19 protein-coding genes are annotated in these 18874 nt (G+C 65.0%); 18 read left to right on the plus strand and 1 reads right to left on the minus strand.

The features are described 5' to 3' along the window. Positions 1-2 precede the first annotated feature (2 nt). The 5 genes from AWB82_RS25205 to AWB82_RS25225 are packed head-to-tail and all read left to right on the plus strand — an operon-like array spanning position 3 to position 5711. Positions 3-1490 carry a sugar ABC transporter ATP-binding protein gene (locus tag AWB82_RS25205; RefSeq protein ID WP_086972092.1) on the plus strand — a complete coding sequence of 496 codons (1488 nt, stop codon included), beginning with the start codon at positions 3-5 and terminating at the stop codon, positions 1488-1490. Then, entirely contained in the window at positions 1471-2487 is a 1017-nt protein-coding gene (locus AWB82_RS25210; RefSeq protein ID WP_086972093.1) for an ABC transporter permease, read from the plus strand. Before AWB82_RS25205 ends, AWB82_RS25210 begins: the two co-directional genes overlap by 20 nt. A gap of 31 nt (positions 2488-2518) precedes the next feature. Next, positions 2519-3484 (plus strand): substrate-binding domain-containing protein, encoded by a 966-nt coding sequence (locus AWB82_RS25215; protein WP_086972094.1) that lies wholly within the window; start codon positions 2519-2521, stop codon positions 3482-3484. A 47-nt stretch (positions 3485-3531) separates the two neighbouring features. Beyond that, positions 3532-4593, plus strand: a complete 1062-nt coding sequence (locus AWB82_RS25220) for a sugar phosphate isomerase/epimerase family protein (RefSeq protein WP_086972095.1) — start codon at positions 3532-3534, stop codon at positions 4591-4593. Next, positions 4590-5711 (plus strand): Gfo/Idh/MocA family protein, encoded by a 1122-nt coding sequence (locus AWB82_RS25225; RefSeq protein WP_086972096.1) that lies wholly within the window; start codon positions 4590-4592, stop codon positions 5709-5711. The genes AWB82_RS25220 and AWB82_RS25225 overlap by 4 nt, the downstream gene beginning before the upstream one ends. 52 nt (positions 5712-5763) lie before the next feature. Here AWB82_RS25225 and gndA read toward each other — a convergent pair whose 3' ends face one another. Beyond that, positions 5764-7170 carry an NADP-dependent phosphogluconate dehydrogenase gene (gndA, locus tag AWB82_RS25230; protein ID WP_086972097.1) on the minus strand — a complete coding sequence of 469 codons (1407 nt, stop codon included), beginning with the start codon at positions 7168-7170 and terminating at the stop codon, positions 5764-5766. A gap of 272 nt (positions 7171-7442) precedes the next feature. Between gndA and AWB82_RS25240 the strand changes: the two genes are divergently transcribed. From AWB82_RS25240 to AWB82_RS25300, 13 genes are all read left to right on the plus strand, one after another. Further along, on the plus strand, positions 7443-7784 hold the full coding sequence (locus AWB82_RS25240; RefSeq protein WP_086972125.1) for a hypothetical protein: 342 nt from the start codon (positions 7443-7445) through the stop codon (positions 7782-7784). 30 nt (positions 7785-7814) lie between these two features. Then, on the plus strand, positions 7815-8741 hold the full coding sequence (gene panE / locus AWB82_RS25245) for a 2-dehydropantoate 2-reductase (protein WP_086972099.1): 927 nt from the start codon (positions 7815-7817) through the stop codon (positions 8739-8741). A 5-nt stretch (positions 8742-8746) separates the two neighbouring features. Next, positions 8747-9295: a chromate transporter gene (locus AWB82_RS25250; RefSeq protein WP_086972100.1), complete on the plus strand. Its 549-nt coding sequence runs from the start codon at positions 8747-8749 to the stop codon at positions 9293-9295. Then, positions 9292-9819: a chromate transporter gene (locus AWB82_RS25255; protein ID WP_086972101.1), complete on the plus strand. Its 528-nt coding sequence runs from the start codon at positions 9292-9294 to the stop codon at positions 9817-9819. The genes AWB82_RS25250 and AWB82_RS25255 overlap by 4 nt, the downstream gene beginning before the upstream one ends. A gap of 57 nt (positions 9820-9876) precedes the next feature. Then, positions 9877-10215, plus strand: a complete 339-nt coding sequence (locus tag AWB82_RS25260) for a thioredoxin family protein (protein WP_086972102.1) — start codon at positions 9877-9879, stop codon at positions 10213-10215. Positions 10216-10299: 84 nt separating this feature from the next. Further along, positions 10300-11004, plus strand: coding sequence for a FadR/GntR family transcriptional regulator (locus AWB82_RS25265; protein WP_086972103.1), 705 nt, complete (start codon positions 10300-10302; stop codon positions 11002-11004). A 10-nt stretch (positions 11005-11014) separates the two neighbouring features. Continuing rightward, entirely contained in the window at positions 11015-11911 is an 897-nt protein-coding gene (ltnD, locus tag AWB82_RS25270; RefSeq protein WP_086972104.1) for an L-threonate dehydrogenase, read from the plus strand. After that, positions 11908-13197, plus strand: coding sequence for a 3-oxo-tetronate kinase (otnK, locus tag AWB82_RS25275; protein WP_086972105.1), 1290 nt, complete (start codon positions 11908-11910; stop codon positions 13195-13197). The genes ltnD and otnK overlap by 4 nt, the downstream gene beginning before the upstream one ends. Further along, a complete protein-coding gene (gene otnC, locus AWB82_RS25280) occupies positions 13197-13838 on the plus strand; it encodes a 3-oxo-tetronate 4-phosphate decarboxylase (protein WP_086972106.1) in 642 nt (213 codons plus the stop codon). The genes otnK and otnC overlap by 1 nt, the downstream gene beginning before the upstream one ends. 63 nt (positions 13839-13901) lie before the next feature. After that, positions 13902-14690 carry a 2-oxo-tetronate isomerase gene (otnI, locus tag AWB82_RS25285; RefSeq protein ID WP_086972107.1) on the plus strand — a complete coding sequence of 263 codons (789 nt, stop codon included), beginning with the start codon at positions 13902-13904 and terminating at the stop codon, positions 14688-14690. 16 nt (positions 14691-14706) lie between these two features. Beyond that, on the plus strand, positions 14707-15696 hold the full coding sequence (gene denD, locus AWB82_RS25290) for a D-erythronate dehydrogenase (protein WP_086972108.1): 990 nt from the start codon (positions 14707-14709) through the stop codon (positions 15694-15696). Positions 15697-15967: 271 nt separating this feature from the next. Further along, positions 15968-17062, plus strand: coding sequence for a DedA family protein/thiosulfate sulfurtransferase GlpE (locus tag AWB82_RS25295; RefSeq protein WP_407643042.1), 1095 nt, complete (start codon positions 15968-15970; stop codon positions 17060-17062). Further along, entirely contained in the window at positions 17059-18861 is a 1803-nt protein-coding gene (locus AWB82_RS25300) for an FAD-dependent oxidoreductase (protein WP_086972110.1), read from the plus strand. The genes AWB82_RS25295 and AWB82_RS25300 overlap by 4 nt, the downstream gene beginning before the upstream one ends. Positions 18862-18874 lie beyond the last annotated feature (13 nt).

The following is an 18874-nucleotide window of genomic DNA, read 5'->3' on the forward strand; positions in this document are numbered from 1 at the left end:
CGATGAGCCTCGCCGTGCGCTTCGAAGGTATCGAAAAGCAGTTCGGGCCGGTGCGCGTGCTGCACGGCGTCAGCTTCGATCTCGCGCCGGGGCGCATCTACGGATTGCTCGGCGAGAACGGCGCGGGCAAGTCCACGCTGATGAAGATTCTCGCGGGCTACGAGCGCGCGAACGCGGGCGAGCTTTTCATCGATGAACGCGCGCGCGAGTTCACGAGTTCGCGCGATGCCGAGCACGCCGGCGTCGTGCTGATCCACCAGGAACTGAATCTCGCGGATCACTTGAGCATCACGCAGAACATGTTCCTCGGGCACGAGTTGAAGAAAGGCTTCTTTCTCGATGAAGCCACGATGCGCGACGACGCCCGCGCCGCGCTAAACGACGTCGGCCTGCACAAGAATCCGGACACGAAGGTGCGCGATCTGATCGTCGCGGAGAAGCAGCTCGTCGAGATCGCGAAGGCGATGCTGCGCGAGGCGCGCCTGCTCATCATGGACGAGCCGACCGCGACCCTGACGCCATCGGAGACGCAGCGCCTCTTCGGTTTGATGGCGCGTCTGAAGGATGCCGGCACGACCATCGTCTACATCTCGCACAAGCTCGACGAAGTGGAGCGCGTGACCGACGAAGTGATCGTGATGCGCGATGGCCGCTTCGTCGCGCGCGCGCCGACCGACGAACTCACGCGCCGCCAGATGGCGAATCTGATGGTCGGCCGCGAGGTCTCCGACATGTTTCCCGACAAGCCGCCCGTGGCCGACGACGCGCCGATCGCGTTCGAGGTGGAAGGCGCGTCGGTTCCGGGCTGGGCGGCGGACATCGGCTTTTCGGTGCGCAAGGGCGAAGTGTTCGGCTTCGCGGGACTCGTCGGCGCGGGGCGCACGGAGTTGTTCGAGGCGCTCGTCGGCTTGCGGCCGTTGAGCGCGGGGCGCATCGCGATCGAGGGCGAGGCGGTGAAGCTCAAAAGCCCGCTTGACGCGATGCAACGCGGCCTCACGTATCTGAGCGAGGACAGAAAGGGACGCGGCCTGCACGTCGACATGGCGCTGAAGGACAACCTCACGATGATGACGCTTGCGCGCTACGCGCATCCGCTTATCGATACGCGCGCGGAACGCGAAGCCCTGAACATGGCGGTGAAGGACTTCGGCATTCGCACCGGCAACACGTCGATACGCGCGCGCATGTTGTCGGGCGGCAATCAGCAGAAGCTCGCGCTCGCCAAGTTCCTGAATCCCGATCCGCGCGTGATCGTGCTCGATGAACCCACGCGCGGCGTCGATGTCGGCGCGAAACGCGACATCTATTTTCTGATTCACAGGCTGGCCGCGGAAGGCCGCGCGGTGATCGTGATTTCGTCCGAACTGATCGAGTTGATCGGCTTGTGTCATCGCGTCGCGGTGATGCGCGCGGGCGAACTCGTCGCGACGCTCGGCATGGATCTTTTGACCGAAGAGAGGTTGATCGCGCATGCGACCGGCACACACTGAAGACATCGAAAGCGAGAGCCGTCTCTCAACCGTCGCACGCTTCATGTTCGGCGTCGGGCCGCTCATCGGGCTTATCGTGCTATGTGTCGGCGGCACCTTGCTCAACAGCGACTTCGCCACCGTCGACAACGCGATGAACGTGCTCACGCGCACGTCGTTCATCGGCATCATCGCGGTGGGGATGACCTTCGTGATCATCTCCGGCGGCATCGATCTGTCGGTCGGCTCGATGGCCGCGCTGATCGCCGGCAGCATGATCTACATGATGAACGCGCTCCTGCAGGGCTTTCACGGGCGCGCGGTGCCGCCGCTTCTGATCATCGCGCTGGGAATCGTGCTCGCGCTCGTGCTCGGCGCGCTGTTCGGCTTCGCGCATGGCGTGCTCGTGACGAAAGGGCGCATCGAACCGTTCATCGTCACGCTGGGCACGCTCGGCATCTTTCGCGCGCTGCTTACATGGCTCGCGGACGGCGGCGCGCTCACGCTCGACAACTCGCTCGTCGATCTTTACGGGCCGGTTTATTACGCGAGTCTGCTCGGCGTGCCGGTGCCGATCTGGATATTTCTCATCGTCGCGGCGGGCGGCGCGCTCGTCTTGAATCGCACGGTGTATGGGCGTCACGTGCAGGCAATCGGTTCGAACGAACAGGTCGCGCGTTATGCGGCGATTCGCGTGGATCGCGTGAAGATCGTCACGTATGTGCTGCTCGGACTGTGCGTTGCCGTCGCGACGATCCTGTACGTGCCGCGCTTAGGGTCAGCCACGCCGACGACGGGCATTCTGTGGGAGCTGGAAGCCATCGCGTCCGTCGTGGTCGGCGGCACCGCGTTGAAGGGCGGCGAAGGGCGCGTGATCGGCACGGTCATCGGCGCGATTCTGCTTTCGGTCATCAACAACATCCTGAACCTGACGAGCATCATCAGCGTGTATCTGAACGCGGCGGTGCAGGGCGCCGTGATCATCCTCGTAGCGTTTTTGCAGCGCGGTCGTCGTTAGCCTGATATCCACAAGACAAGGAGACATCGTCATGAAGAACATGCTTCGCGCGCTCGGCGCGCTCACGTTGGCGGCGAGCGCGTTCGCCGTCGCAAGCTCGTCTGCATTTGCCGCCGACAAGGTCGTGCTGGGCGTCGCGATTCCAACCGCCGATCACGGCTTCACGGGCGGCATCGTCTGGTGGGCCAACGAAGCGAAGAAGGAACTGGAGAAGGCGCATCCCGACCTGAAGGTGATCGTGAAGACGGCGGGCACCGCGCCCGAGCAGGCGAATCAGTTGCAGGATCTCGTGACCGTCAACAAGATCAACGCGCTCGTGATTTTCCCGCAGGAATCGGCGTCGCTCACGCAGCCCGTCGCGCAGGTGAAGAAGAAGGGCGTGTATGTGACGGTGGTCGATCGCGGCCTGACCGATACGAGCGCGCAGGACGCTTACGTCGCCGGCGACAACACCGCGTTCGGCAGGATTCCCGCTGAGTTTCTCGCGAAGCAGCTTAACGGCAAGGGCGATATCGTCGCGCTGCGCGGCATCCCGACGACGCTCGACAACGAACGCTGGAGCGCGTTCGAAGGCGTCATCAAGCAGTATCCCGACATAAAGATTCTCGATGCGAAATACGCCAACTGGAATCGCGACGATGCGTTCAAGGTGATGCAGGATTACCTCACGCGCTTCAAGCATATCGACGCCGTGTGGGCCGCGGACGACGACATGATGGTCGGCGTGCTGAAGGCGATCGATCAGGCGAAGCGCACGGATGTCAAGATCGTTTTCGGCGGCGCGGGATCGAAGGAAGCGGTGAAGCGCATCATGGACGGCGATGCGCGCGTGCCGGCGGACGTGTCGTATTCGCCGAAGTTCATCTACGACGCGATCAAGCTGACTGCCGAAGCGCGTCTGAAGGGCGACAAGCTGCCGCCGACGACGATCATCCCGTCGGTGCTCATCACGAAGGACAACGCCAAGCAGTTTTATTTCCCGAACTCGCCGTTCTAAGCGCACGGCCGGTCACGCGTTGACCGGCGCTCATTCAGAGGCGAAAGATGAAAACCATCAAAGGCCCGGCGATATTTCTCGCGCAGTTCATGGGCGACCGGGCGCCGTTCGATACGCTCGCGAATCTCGCGTCGTGGGCGGGCTCGCTCGGCTACGCGGGCATTCAGGTGCCCGCCGATCCGCGTCTGATCGATCTGGAGAAGGCCGCATCGAGCGATGCGTATTGCGATGAGATTCGCCGCACCGTTGACGACGCGGGCGTGGCTATCACCGAGTTGTCGACGCATCTGCAAGGCCAGTTGATCGCGGTGCATCCCGCTTACGACACGCTGTTCGATGGCTTTGCCGCGCCGCATGTGCGCGGCGATCCGGCGGCGCGCACCGAATGGGCGATCGCGCAATTGAAGCTCGCGGCGGCGGCGTCGAAGCGTTTGGGCCTCGCCGCGCACGTGACGTTTTCGGGCGCGCTCGCGTGGCCGTATGTCTATCCGTGGCCGCAACGTCCTTCGGGTCTCGTCGAAGCCGCGTTCGAAGAACTCGCGAAGCGCTGGCGTCCGATTCTCGACGAGTTCGATCGCGCGGGCATCGACGTGTGCTATGAACTTCACCCTGGCGAGGATCTGCACGACGGCGTGACGTTCGAGCGCTTTCTTGCGGCGGTGGACGATCATCCGCGCGCGAACATCCTGTTCGATCCGAGTCACTTCGTGTTGCAGCAACTCGACTATCTCGCGTTCATCGACATCTATCACGCGCGCATCAAGGCGTTCCATGTGAAGGACGCGGAGTTCCGGCCGAACGGCAGACAAGGCGTGTACGGCGGCTATTCCGGATGGGCCGAGCGCGCGGGACGCTTCCGTTCGCTAGGCGATGGCCAGATCGACTTCAAGGCGATCTTCTCGAAGATGGCGCAATACGATTTTCCCGGCTGGGCGGTGCTCGAATGGGAGTGCGCGTTGAAGCATCCGGAAGACGGCGCGCGCGAAGGCGCGGTGTTCATACGCGATCACATCATCCGCGTGGCCGAGCGTGCATTCGACGACTTCGCCGGCAGCGGCGCGAGCCGCGAGCAGATGCGCGGCGTGCTCGGCATCGGAGACAAGCGATGAATCGCGTGCGGCTGGGAATGGTCGGCGGCGGCGAGGGCGCGTTCATCGGCGCGGTGCATCGTATCGCGGCGCGGCTCGACGATCGTTATGTGCTCGTCGCGGGCGCGTTGTCGTCGGATGCGCGGCGCGCGGCATCGAGCGCGGCGGCGATCGGACTCGCGCGCAGCTACGACGATTATCGCGAGATGGCGCGCATCGAGGCGGGACGCTCTGACGGCATCGAGGCCGTGGCGATCGTTACGCCAAATCATCTGCATGCGCCAATCGCCACGGCTTTTCTCGAAGCGGGCATCCACGTGATTTGCGACAAGCCGCTCGCCGTTTCGCTCGATGAAGGCGAGGCGCTGGCGAAGCTCGCGCGCGAGAAAGATCGCGTGTTCGCGGTTACTTACACCTATACGGGTTATCCGCTCGTGCGGCACGCGCGCGGGATGGTGCGGCGCGGCTTGCTCGGCGACATTCGCGTCGTGCAGGTCGAGTATGCGCAGGACTGGCTGTCGTTGCCGGTGGAGACGCAGGACAATCGCCAGGCCGCGTGGCGCACCGATCCGGCGTTGGCGGGTCCGGCGGGCTGTCTCGGCGATATCGGCACGCACGCGTATCAGCTCGCCGAGTATGTGACGGGGATGCGGCCGTCCGAGCTTGCCGCCGACGTGACGACGTTCGTGCCGAATCGTCGCGTGGACGATCACGTGCAGGCGATGTTCCGCTATGCCGGCGGCGCGCGCGGCATGTTGTGGGCGAGTCAGGTCGCGGCCGGCGAGGAGAATGCGTTGCGATTACGCGTGTATGGCACGAAGGCGGGCATCGCGTTCGATCAAGAGAAGCCGAATGAATTGTGGTTCACGCCGATAGGCGGCGCGTCGGAGCGCATCACGCGCGGGCGTGTGCAGAGTCCCGAGGCGCTGCACGCGACGCGCGTGCCGGCCGGGCATCCGGAAGGGTATCTGGAAGCGTTCGCGCAGGTTTATACCGACGCGGCCGCGTGTATCGCAAGCGGAACCACGCAAGGGGACGAGTGGTTGACGACCGTCGAGGATGGCGTGGCGGGATTGCGGTTCGTGGAGGCGGTATTGAGGAGCGGCGGGAACAACGGGGAATGGGTCGCGCTTGAGTGAAAAAAAACGGGGCGGCCCGCAAGCCGCCCCACTCGGTACACGACGCCTGGCATCACGCCCAGTTCGCGTGGAAACTCCCTTCCTTGTCCGTGCGCTCGAACGTATGCGCGCCGAAGAAATCGCGCTGCGCCTGCACGAGATTCGCGGGCAACCGCTCCGACCGATACGCGTCGAAATAGGCGATCGCCGACGAGAACGCCGGCACCGGAATCCCCGCCTTCACCGCCGCGACGACGACATCGCGCAACGCGTCCTGATACTTCGCCGCGATGTCGCTGAAATACGGATCGAGCAGCAGATTCGCGAGTTGCGGATTCGTCTTGTACGCGTCGGTGATCTTCTGCAGGAAGCGCGCGCGGATGATGCAGCCCGCGCGGAAAATCTTCGCGATCTCGCCGTAATGCAGGTCCCACGAATACTCTTCCGACGCCGCGCGCAGTTGCGCGAAGCCCTGCGCATACGACACGATCTTCGACAGATACAACGCGCGCCGCACCGACTCGACGAACGCCGCGCGGTCGCCGTCGAACTTCGGCTTCGGACCGGACAGCACCTTGCTCGCCGCCACGCGCTGCGTCTTCAGCGACGACAGCACGCGCGCGAACACCGCTTCGGTAATCAGCGGCAGCGGCGCGCCGAGATCGAGCGCGTTCTGGCTCGTCCACTTGCCCGTGCCCTTCTGCGCGGCGCGGTCGAGAATGACATCGACGAGATCCTTGCCGGTTTCGTCGTCCTTCTTCGAGAAAATCTTCGAGGTGATTTCGATCAGGTAACTATCCAGTTCGCCCTGATTCCATTCGACATACACGCGGCCCAGTTCTTCGTTCGACAAACCGGCCACGCGCTTCAACACGTCGTAGCTCTCGGCGATCAGTTGCATGTCGCCGTACTCGATGCCGTTGTGCACCATCTTCACGAAATGACCCGCGCCGTCCGGACCCATGTACGCGACGCACGGCTCGCCGTCCGGTGCCTTCGCGGCGATTTCGGTGAGGATCGGCGCGACGAGTTCGTACGCTTCCTTCTGCCCGCCCGGCATGATCGACGGGCCCTTGAGCGCGCCTTCCTCGCCGCCCGACACGCCCGTGCCGATGAAATGCAGCCCCGACTTCGCGAGATCCTGATTCCGGCGGATGGTGTCGGTGAAATGCGTATTGCCGCCGTCGATGAGAATGTCGCCCTTGTCCAGCAGCGGACGCAGCGAAGCGATGGTCTCGTCGGTGCCGGCGCCGGCCTTCACCATCATCAGGATGCGGCGCGGTTTTTCGAGCGACGCGACGAACTCTTCGAGCGAATACGTCGGCACGAGCTTCTTGTCGGAATGTTCGGCAATCAGTTCGTCGGTTTTGGCGCGGCTGCGGTTGTAGACCGAAACGGCGTGGCCGCGGCTCTCGATGTTCAAGGCCAGATTGCGGCCCATGACGGCGAGTCCTACCACGCCGATAGCTTGCTTGCTCATGCTTGATCTCCGAATGACCGAAGCTTCGCGCGGCTCGTGGCGCGCGGCTTCGGGAAAAAAACGTGTCGATGGGGCGGCGCCCGCGCGCGAGAGATCGTCTCCGGTTCGATCGGCCGTGCCGCGGTCCGATCGTTTCGCGCGAGCGCAGACCGCCCGAATTTACCACTTCGGGGCGCATCCGGCAGGCTCCGCGCCGCGCGATCGAGCGCCGAAGGCGTCGCCGTCATAGAATGGACGCCCGCAACGAGCACGCCGCGAAGGCCATTCGAAACATGCCGCCCGTCCGGCGCGCGCGCAGCCATCATTACTCCGTCTACGTCGTCGAACTGTCCGGCACGGTCTGGAACGAAGCGCGTTTCCGTCGCGCGAATCCGGACTACGCGATCGGCATGCCGTTCGTCTATGTGGGCATGACGGGCGTCGATCCCGACGTGCGCTTCGACAAGCATAAAGCCGGCATTCAGTCGAACCGCTACGTGCGCGACTTCGGGTTGCGGCTCTTGCCGCATTTGTACGAGATGTACAACCCGATGCCCTACGACGGCGCGCGCGACATGGAAGTGGAACTGGCGATCGGCTTGCGGGAAGCGGGCTACGGCGTATGGCAGGCGTGAAGTTACATTCAGCTAAAAAAGGAGCGAGACATGCGGATTCTGGTAGTGGGCGCGGGGGCCATCGGCGGATATTTCGGTGCGCGGTTGCTCGAAGCGGGCCGGGACGTGACCTTTCTCGTGCGGGAACGTCGCGCCGAGCGCTTGCGTCAGTGCGGTCTGAAAGTGAAGAGCCCGGAAGGCGATCTCGCGTTCGCCTGTCCGCCGATGGTGCTCGCGAAAGACATCGACCGTCCTTACGATCTCGTGCTGCTGAGTTGCAAGGCCTACGACCTGCAAGGCGCGATCGACTCCTTCGCGCCCGCCGTCGGCCCCGACACCGCAATCTTGCCGCTCCTGAACGGCATGGGCCATCTCGATGCGCTCGACGCGCGCTTCGATTCCGCGAACGTGCTCGGCGGCCAATGCGTGATCGCCGCGACGCTCGACGCCGAAGGCGAGATCCTGCATCTGAACAACATGCATTCGGTGACCATCGGCGAGCGCGCCGGCGGCCGCTCGCCGCGCATCGATGCGATCGGCGCGCAACTCGGCGGCGCGGGCTTCGATCTGAACGTGAGCGAGGACATCCTTCAATCGATGTGGGACAAGTGGGTGTTCCTCGCCACGCTCGCGACCGGCACGTGCCTGATGCGCGCGCCCATCGGCGATATTCTCGCGGCGCCGGGCGGCGAGGCGCTGCTCTTTCAACTTTTCGATGAATGCCGCGGCATCGCGGCCGACAACGCGCACGCGCCGGGCGAGGCGGTCATCGCACGCGCGCGGGCGTTCTTCTCGGAGCGCGGCTCGCTCATGACCGCGTCGATGCTGCGCGATCTGGAGAACGGCGCGCCCATCGAGGCGGATCACATCGTCGGGGATTTGCTGTCGCGGCGGCGCACGGCGGTCGTCGGCCTCTCCGCGCTGGCGGTCGCGTATGCGCATCTGAAAGCCTACGAAGCGCGCCGGGCACGCGCGTGAACGTCATGTCCGACGACCTCGCGCCCCGGCCCACGGTCGCCGGGATTTTCCTGGGCTTTCTGACGCTCGGGCTGACGGCTTTCGGCGGCGCGCTGCCGCTCGCGCGGCGCGAGATCGTCGAGCGCCGCAAATGGCTCGACGCCGACGCGTTCACCGATCTCCTCGGCCTCTGTCAGTTTCTTCCCGGCGGCAACGTGATCAATCTGTCGGTGGCCATCGGCATGCGCTTTCGCGGCGTGCCGGGCGCGCTCGCGGGTTTGCTCGGGCTGCTCGTCGGGCCGTCGCTGGTTGTGATCGGGCTCGGCGTGATCTATCAGCGCACGCATCAGGACCCGCGCATCGCGCATCTGTTCGCGGGGCTCGCGGCGGCTGCGGCGGGCCTGCTCATCGCGATGGCGGTGAAGATCATGTGGCCGCTGCGCCGCAAGCCGGAAGCGGCCGGCGTCGCGTTGCTGATGTTCGCGGTGATCGCGTTCCTGCGCACGCCGCTCTTGCCGACGATGCTCGTATTCACGCCGATTTCCGTGCTGATCGCCTGGAAGCTGCGCCGATGAAGAACGATCTGCTCTCCCTCGCCGAGATCTTCAGCCAGTTGTCGCTGCTCGCGTTCGGCGGCGGCAATTCGATCCTGCCGGAAATGCAGCGCCAGGTCGTGCAGGTTCACGAATGGATGTCGAAGGCCGATTTCTCCGCGCTCTTCGCGCTCGCGCAAGCCGCGCCCGGCCCGAACATGATGGTCGTCACGCTTATCGGCTGGCACGTGGCGGGCTGGCCGGGCGTGCTCGTCACGTCGCTCGCGAAGTTCGGGCCGTCGTCGCTCATAACGATGGCCGCGCTGCATGCGTGGGAGCGCTTCAAGGAGCACCCGTGGCGGCGGTTCATCCAGCTCGGACTTGTGCCGATCACGGCGGGGCTGGTCGCGGCAAGCGCATTGCTGATCGCCGAGGCGTCCGACGAGACCTGGGTGCTCGCGCTCATCACGGCGCTCGTCGCGTTGATCTCGTACAGGACGCGATTGCATCCGCTGTGGCTGCTCGCGGCCGGCGCGCTCGTCGGGCTGACGGGCTTCGGTCAGTAAGATCGGGCAAGTTTTCTGCTGTCTTCATCAGAACGAAAAGGAGCAAGGACGCACGCCATGAGCATGAATATCGAATACGCGAAGACCGCGCCCGAGCGCGCGGAAATCGACGCGCTGAGCGGTCCGACGGTCGTCGAGTTCGGCACCGACTGGTGCGGCTTTTGCCGCGCGGCGCAACCGCTGATCGCGCAGGCGTTCCAGAGTCATCGCGCCGTGAAGCACATCAAGATCGAGGACGGCAGCGGCCGTGCGCTCGGTCGTTCGTTTCGCGTGAAGCTCTGGCCGACGCTCGTTTTCATGCTCGGCGGCAAGGAAGTCGCACGTCTCGTGCGTCCCGGCGACGCCTCCGAAATCCGCGACGCGCTCGCGCTCATCGACGAACCGCTCGCCCAGTAACGCATGACCGAGGGTTATTCCCCGGTCTGCTTCAATCCAAAAATTTGTATGATGACCCGATGACTTTATGAGCCGTCGAGTCGCATGTTCGAGAAAATTCCGCCGCGCGCGCTGAGCGATACCGTCGCGCAGCAATTGCAAAAGCTGATCGAGAAAGGCAGTTTCGCCGCGACTGGCAAGCTGCCGACCGAAGCCGTGCTTGCGCAGGAATTCGGCGTGAGCCGCACGGTGATTCGCGAGGCCATCTCGCGTCTGAAGAATGAAGGCATGGTCGAGCCGCGGCAGGGCAGCGGCGTGTTCATCGTCGAGCGCGCGGGCATCCGGCCTTTGCGTATCGATTACGCGCAGGCGGTCGAGCCGGGCGCGGTCGTGCAGATTCTCGCGCTGCGCCGGGCGATCGAAGCCGAAGTCGCATCCGAAGCCGCGCAGCGGCGCACCGAGCAGCAACTCGCCGCCATCGATGACGCTCTCGCGGGCATCGACGCAGCCGTGCGCGAAGGCCGCGACGGCGTCGCGGAAGACGTCGCGTTCCATCGGGAAATCGCGAACGCGACCGGCAACCCGTACTTCCTGACAACCCTCACGTTTCTGAACCAGTATCTCGAAGCCGGCACGCTCGTCACGCGCGGCAACGAGGCGCTGCGCGAGGACTTCATGCGACAGGTGCGCGAGGAACACGCGGCGATCGTCGAGGCGATCCGCGCGCGCGAGCCCGACGCCGCACGCCACGCCGCCCAGACGCATCTCATCAACGCCGCGCGCCGCCTGGCGGAAGCGGGCATCTGTTAAGGACTGAGCTATGACACGAAACGTGGGAGTCATCGGCCTGGGCGCAATGGGCTTGGGCGTCGCGCGCTCACTGCTGCGCGCGGGCTTCGCCGTGCATGCGTGCGACGTGCGCCAGAGCGTGCTCGATGCGTTCGCGGACGAAGGCGGGATCGCGTGCGCGACGGCGGCAGAACTGGGCGGCAAGTGCGAGGTCGTGTTGACGGTCGTCGTCAATGCGGCGCAAACGGAGGCCGTGCTGTTCGGCGAGCGCGGCGCGGTCGATGCGATGAAGCCCGGCGGCGTCGTGCTCGCGTGCGCGACGGTATCGCCGCAATTCGCCGCCGATCTCGGCAGGCGCGTCGGGGAGAAAGGCGTGCACATGCTCGACGCGCCCTTGTCCGGCGGCGCGGCAAAGGCCGGTTCTGGCGAAATGACGATGATGACTTCCGGCCCCGCCGAAGCCTACGCCGCCTGCGAGGACGTGCTCGATGCGATCGCGGGCAAGGTCTACCGGCTCGGCGACGCGCACGGCGCGGGCTCGAAGGTCAAGATCATCAACCAGTTGCTCGCGGGCGTGCACATCGCGGCCGCGGCCGAAGCGATGGCGCTCGGCCTGCGCGAGGGCGTCGATCCGGACGCGCTCTACGACGTCATCACGCATAGCGCGGGCAATTCGTGGATGTTCGAGAACCGCGTGCCGCACATTCTCTCGGGCGATTACACGCCGCTCTCCGCCGTCGATATCTTCGTGAAGGACCTCGGCCTCGTGCTCGACACGGCCCGCACGTCGAAATTCCCGCTGCCGCTTTCCGCGGCGGCGCATCAGATGTTCATGATGGCGTCCACCGCCGGGCACGGCGGCGAGGACGATTCCGCTGTCATCAAGATTTTTCCGGGCATCGAAATTCCGAAGGGAGCGAAGCAATGACGCAAGCGGCGCAGGCACTGCTCGGCTGTATCGCCGACGATTTCACCGGCGCGACCGATCTCGCCAACATGCTCGTGCGCGGCGGCATGCGCACGGTGCAGACCATCGGCATTCCTGAAGCGGGCACGCGGATCGAGGCGGACGCCATTGTCGTCGCGCTGAAGTCGCGCACGATTGCCGCCGACGACGCCGTGCGGCAGTCGCTCGACGCGCTCGAATGGCTGCGCGCGCAGGGCTGCCGCCAGTTCTTCTTCAAGTATTGCTCGACCTTCGATTCCACCGACCAGGGCAACATCGGCCCGGTCGCGGATGCGCTGCTCGACGCGTTATCCGACAAACCCGACGACGATTTCACGATTGCTTGCCCCGCGTTCCCCGAGAACGGCCGCACGATCTTTCGCGGCAACCTGTTCGTCGGCGACGCGCTGTTGAACGAATCGGGCATGGAGAATCATCCGCTCACGCCGATGACCGATCCGAACCTCGTGCGCGTTTTGCAGCGCCAGACGAAATCGAAGGTCGGGCTGATCCGTTACGACACGATTGCGAAGGGCGCGGATGCTATCCGCGCGCGCATCGATGAGTTGAAGAAGGACGGCGTGCGCCTCGCTATCGCCGATGCGGTTTCGGACGCCGATCTTTACGTGCTCGGCGACGCGTGCCGCGACTTGAAGCTGATCACGGGCGGCTCGGGCATCGCGCTCGGGCTGCCGCAGAACTTGCGCGCGGCGAATCTGCTCGCGCACGCGGAACACGCCGCCGATCTGCCGAAGATCGCCGGCAAATCGGTTGTGCTGGCGGGTAGCGCGTCGAAGGCGACGAACGCGCAGGTTGCGCACTGGCGCGCATCGAAGCCGGCCTTTCGCGTCGATCCGATAGCGTTGTCGCGCGGCGAGCCGGTCGTGCGGAACGCCGTCGAATTCGCGCGCCAACACGACGAGCCGGTGTTGATCTACGCGACCTCGTCGCCGGATGAAGTGAAGGCGGTGCAGAAGGAACTGGGCGTCGAGAAGGCGGGGCATCTGGTCGAAGACGCGCTGGCGTCGATCGCGCGCACGCTGCGCGACGAGGGCGTGCGCAAATTCGTCGTCGCGGGCGGCGAGACGTCGGGCGCGGTCGTGCAGGCGCTCGGTGTGCGTTCGTTGCGCATCGGGCCGCAGATCGATCCGGGCGTGCCGGCGACGCAATCCATCGGCGCGAATGAAAGCGAGGCATTGGGCCTGGCGCTCAAGTCCGGCAATTTCGGCACGACCGACTTCTTCGATAAGGCGTTGAAGGCACTGTAATGGCAACGAACGAAAACGCGATCCGCGAAGAGATTTGCATCACAGGCAGAAGCCTCTACGAGCGCCGTTACACGGTCGGCAGCGCGGGCAATATCAGCGCGCGTCTCGACGACGGCTGGCTCATCACGCCGACTGACGCGTGCCTAGGCCGCCTCGATCCGAATGACATCGCGAAGGTCGATATCGATGGCAATCACGTGTCGGGCGGACGGCCGTCGAAGACGCTCGCGCTGCATCGGCGCATCTACGAGAACAATGCGGACGCGCGCGGCGTCGTGCATACGCATTCGACGCATCTGGTCGCGCTGACGCTCGCAGGCGTGTGGACGCGCGACGATGTTTTGCCGCCGATCACGCCGTACTACGTGATGAAGGTGGGCCACGTGCCGCTGATTGCGTATCGCCGTCCGGGCGATGCGACGGTGGCGGAGGAAGTGGCGGCGCTGGCGTCGAAGGTGCGCGCGGTGTTGCTGGAGCGCCTCGGACCGGTGGTGTGGGAGAAGTCGGTGTCGCACGCGAGCTACGCGCTGGAGGAACTGGAAGAAACGGCGCGGCTTTATCTGGCGATGACGCCGCGCCCGCAGCCTTTGCCGGACGACGCGATAGAGAATTTGAGGAAGACGTTCGGCGCGCGCTGGTAGCAAAAGCCCGACACGAACGCAGGATTTCAAAGAAGCCGAACAGAAACAAGGAGCAAACCGCAAATGCCAAAATTCGCCGCAAACCTGACGATGATGTACACGGAGCACGCGTTTCTCGACCGCTTCGCCGCCGCCGCGAAAGACGGCTTCAAGGCGGTCGAGTTCCTGTTCCCGTATGACTTCGCATCGAACGAAATCAAACAGCGCCTGACGGACAACGGCCTGACGCAAGCGCTTTTCAACGCGCCTCCGGGCGACTGGGCGAAGGGCGAGCGCGGCATCGCATCGCTGCCGGGCCGCGAGGAAGAATTCAAAGCAAGCGTCGCGAAGGGCCTCGAATACGCCGCCGTGCTGGGCAACGAAAAATTGCACGTAATGGCCGGCCTCATCGCTTCGGATCAGCCGAGAGAGAAACATCGCGCGGTGTATCTGAAGAATCTCGAATACGCGGCGAGCGAAGCGCGCAAGGCCAACATCGGCATCGTGATCGAGCCGATCAACACGCGCGACATTCCCGGCTTCTTCCTGAACCGTCAGGACGACGCGCAAGCAATCTGCGACGAAATCGGCGCGCCGAACCTGCAGGTTCAGTTCGACATCTACCACTGCCAGATCGTCGAGGGCGATATCGCGGTGAAGCTCAAGCGCGACATGAAGCGCCCGAACGCGGGCATCGGGCATATCCAGGTCGCGGGCGTGCCGGAGCGTCACGAACCGAGTATCGGCGAACTGAACTATCCGTATCTCTTCGAGCTGATCGATTCGCTCGGCTACGAAGGCTTCATCGGCTGCGAATACAAACCGAAGGCGGGCACGTCCGAGGGTCTCGGCTGGCTCAAATCTTATCTGTGAGCGAGGAAGCGATTACATGAAAATTCTCATTACCGGCGGCGCGGGTTTTATCGGTCAGCGTCTCGCGAAGCGGCTCCTTGAGCGCAACGAACTCAACGGCAAGCCCGTCACGGAACTGGTGCTGCTGGACGTCGCGCGCCCGAACGACGAACGCCTTCTCGCCGACGAGCGCGTGCGCGCCGAAACCGGCGACATCTCCGATCCGGCCGTGCTGCGACGCCACATCGACACGCAGACGGAAGCCATCTTCCATCTGGCCGCGATCGTAAGCGGCCAGGCCGAAGCGGACTTCGATCTCGGCATGAAGATCAACCTCGACGCCTCGCGCGCGCTGCTCGAAGCGTGCCGCGCGGCGGGCCACAAGCCGCGCGTCGTGTTCACGAGTTCGGTGGCGGTGTACGGCGGCGCGCTGCCCGATGTCGTGCAGGACGACACCGCGCTCAATCCGCAATCGTCGTACGGAACGCAGAAGGCGATCGCCGAGTTGCTGCTCTCCGATTACGCGCGGCGCGGCTTCGTCGATGGCCGCGTGCTGCGCCTGCCGACCATCAGCGTGCGGCCGGGCAAGCCGAACGCGGCGGCTTCGTCGTTCGCGAGCGGCATCATCCGCGAGCCGCTGAACGGCGAGCGCTCGACGTGTCCCGTCGACGGCGACACGCGCCTCTGGCTGCTCTCGCCGAAGAGCGCGGTCGAGGCGCTGATCGCGGGCTGCGAAATCGAGCGCGAAAAGCTGGGCTTGAGGCCGGTCATCAATCTGCCGGGCCTGTCGGTCAGCGTGAACGAGATGGTCGCGGCGCTCGCCGAGGTCGCGGGCGAGGACGTCGTACAGCGCATCGACTGGCAACGCGACGAGCGCATCGAGAGGATCGTGTGCAGTTGGCCGGGCGCGTGGAATACGGCGCGCGCGGAGGAGCTCGGTCTTTCGGGCGACAAGAATTTCGCTGACGTTATCCGCGCCTATATCGCCGAAAATCACGCCGAAAATCACACCGACGAACGCAGCTGAATCCCACACTTTGTCTCACCGGCCGGGCATCGCGCGCGCGATGCCCGCGTCCCGCGCGCCGGTCATGCTTACGTTCGCATTTCCGGGCTACACTTATCCCTTAAATGTGACGAACGTCGGCCCGGCGCCGCGTGCACCGCGTTGAACCACGAGCGGTCGCAAGCTCGTATCTCTTTCGCTTTCGTGCTTTTCGCGCCTGCGCAGCGCCAGTTTCGCGGCGCGCGTCCCGTCGTTCCGTGAACACACCCTTCCCGCGCGGGAGTTTCCCATGCTGTTGCATCAGCTTGTCGATCGATTCGGCCCGGCGATCGTGTTCGTCAACGTAATGGGCTCGGCGCTCGGGCTGCCCGTGCCGGCAATGCCGACGATGATCGTAGTCGGCGCGTCCATCGCGCTCATGGCGGTCAACGGCGGCGCATTCTGGCCGCCGCTCCTGGGCGTGCTGTGCGTCGCGGTGGCGGGCGGCGTGCTCGGCGATCTCGTCTGGTTCCAGGGCGGGCGCAAGTACGGCGACAAGACGCTCAAGACCATCTGCAAACTCTCGCTTTCGCGCGATACCTGCGTGAAGAAGACCGAGCGTTTCTTCGGGCGCTGGGGTGTGCGCATTCTGCTTGTCGCGAAGTTCATCCCCGGTCTTTCGCTCGTCTCGGTGCCGCTCGCGGGCGCGATGGGCGTGAAGCTGCGCAGCTTCATCGCGCACGATGGCGCGGGCGTCGCATTGTGGGGCGCGGTCGGGCTGACGGTCGGCGTCATCTTCGCGGCGCAGCTGGAGATGGTCTTCGCGATGATCTCGCAGCTCGGGCGGCAGGCGGTGGTCGTCATCGCGGTGCTGCTCGCGATTTATGTCGCGTATCGCTGGTGGCGTCGCCGCGCGCTCATGGCGACGCTGGAGAAAGCGCGCATCAGCGTGGACGAGCTGTACGCGCTCATGAACGACGAGCCGCTTCCCGTGATCTTCGATATCCGTTCGCCCGAAAAGCGCATGCTCGACCCGGAAACGATTCCCGGCTCGATGTTCGCCGACGAACGCGATCTCGCGAAGATCATCGAGAGCTACGACAAGTCGCGCAAGGTCGTCATCTACTGCTCGTGTCCGAACGAAGTCTCGGCCGCGTGGATGGCGAAGACCATGCGCAACGCGGGTTTTCGCGACGTGGTGCCGCTCACGGGCGGGCTCGACGCGTGGCGGCTCGCCGGTTTTCACGTCGCGACGCTGACCGAGTTCGGCGACCTTGCGGCGTCCTCGCCCGAGGAAGTCGCGGAAATGGCGGCGATGTGCCCGTGGCCGGTCAAATCGGCGGCGACATCGTCCGCGGGCACGGCATCCCTGCATGAAGCTGGCTTTCCACACGGAGATCGCGCATGAGCACAACGCCGTTCAACGAGTCGCATCAGGACATGCCGAATGTCGTCGCATGGAGTGCGCGCGAGCCCCTGGAAAATCCAAATCCGAACGTGGTGCCGACGGCCGCCGCCGCAGCCTCGACGAGCGACGACAACGCGCCCTTTTCGCCGCTCGAAAGCCGCATGCACCAGATGTTCCCGCGTCTCACCGACAACGAGATCGAGCGCATGAGCCGTTTCGGCACGCCGGCGCACTATCGCGCGGGCGAGTGGATTTTCCGGGTCGGCGAAACCGGGCGCGGCATGGTGATCGTCCTGAAGGGAACGGTGCGCGTGACACGGCGCGATGCGCTCGGCATCGAGCACATCGTGCGTGAGCATGGGGCGGGGCATTTTCTCGCGGAAGTGGCGCAACTCTCGGGCAAGCCGTGTCTCGTCGACGGCATGGCGGCGGAAGAGGTCGACGGCATCGTGATTCCGCCGGAGCGTCTGCGGGCGCTGCTCGTCGCCGAGGCGGAACTGGGCGAGCGCATCATGCGCGCGTTGATCCTGCGGCGCGTCGGGCTGATCGAGAAGGGCAGCGGACCGGTGCTGCTCGGCCAGTCCGACGACGGCCGTCTCGTCTCGCTGCAAGGCTTTTTCCGCCGCAACGGTTATCCGCACACGGTGATCGACGCGTGCACCGACCCGGACGCGATCTCGCTGCTCGAACGCATTTCGGCATCGACGGCCGATTTCCCGCTCGTGATCTGCCCGGACGGCACCGTGCTGCGCGCCCCCGACGAAAATCAGGTCGCGACGCAACTCGGCTGGCTGCCCGAGTTCGATCCCGCGCATGTCTACGATGTCGCGGTCGTCGGCGCGGGGCCGGCCGGTCTCGCGACGGCGGTGTACGCGGCGTCCGAAGGTTTGTCGGTGGCGGTGTTCGATTGCCGCGCGCCGGGCGGGCAGGCGGGCGCGAGTTCGCGCATCGAAAACTATCTCGGCTTTCCGACCGGCATCTCCGGTCAGGCGCTCGCCGGACGCGCGTTCGTGCAGGCGCAGAAGTTCGGCGCGCATATCGCGATTCCGACCAGGATCAAGGCGCTGCATTGCGATTGCGATCCGATCCAGATCGAACTCCAGAACGGCAAGCGCGTGACGACGCAGACGGTGGTGATCGCGTCGGGCGCGGCGTATCGGCGGCCGGATATCGCGGGGCTCGAACGTTACGAAGGGCACGGCACGTATTACTGGGCGTCGCCGGTCGAGGCGAAGCTCTGCAAGAACGTGGAGGTCGTGCTCGTGGGCGGCGGCAATTCGGCGGGACAGGCCGTCGTCTATCTCGCGACGCACGCGAAGCACGTGCACGTTCTGATTCGCGGCGCGGGGCTCGCGGCGAGCATGTCGCACTATCTGGTCGAGCGCATCGGCTCGTTGCCGAACGTCACGGTGCGCACGCACACGCAGATCACATCGCTCGATGGCGACGGCCGCGCGCTCACTGCGGTCAATTGCCAGTCGCCCGACGGTGCGCTCACGATCGAATCGAGGCATCTGTTCCTCTTCACCGGCGCGGACCCGAATACCGACTGGCTGCGCAACTGCAACGTGAATGTCGATGGCAAAGGCTTCGTGCTGACCGGGCCCGAGGCGCATGAAGGTCGTACCGAAGGCGTCATGGCGCTGGAAACAAGCGTGCCGGGCGTATTCGCGATTGGCGATGTGCGTTCGAGTTCGACGAAGCGAGTCGCGGCGGCGGTGGGCGAGGGCGCGGCGGTCGTCTCGCAGATTCACGGCTTGCTGGCGAAGCGCGAGGCTTTGGGTGTGCCGGTGGGATAGACGCGGTGCGCTT

It is taken from the genome of Caballeronia glebae (assembly GCF_001545035.1).
Taxonomy (GTDB): Bacteria; Pseudomonadota; Gammaproteobacteria; order Burkholderiales; family Burkholderiaceae; genus Caballeronia; species Caballeronia glebae.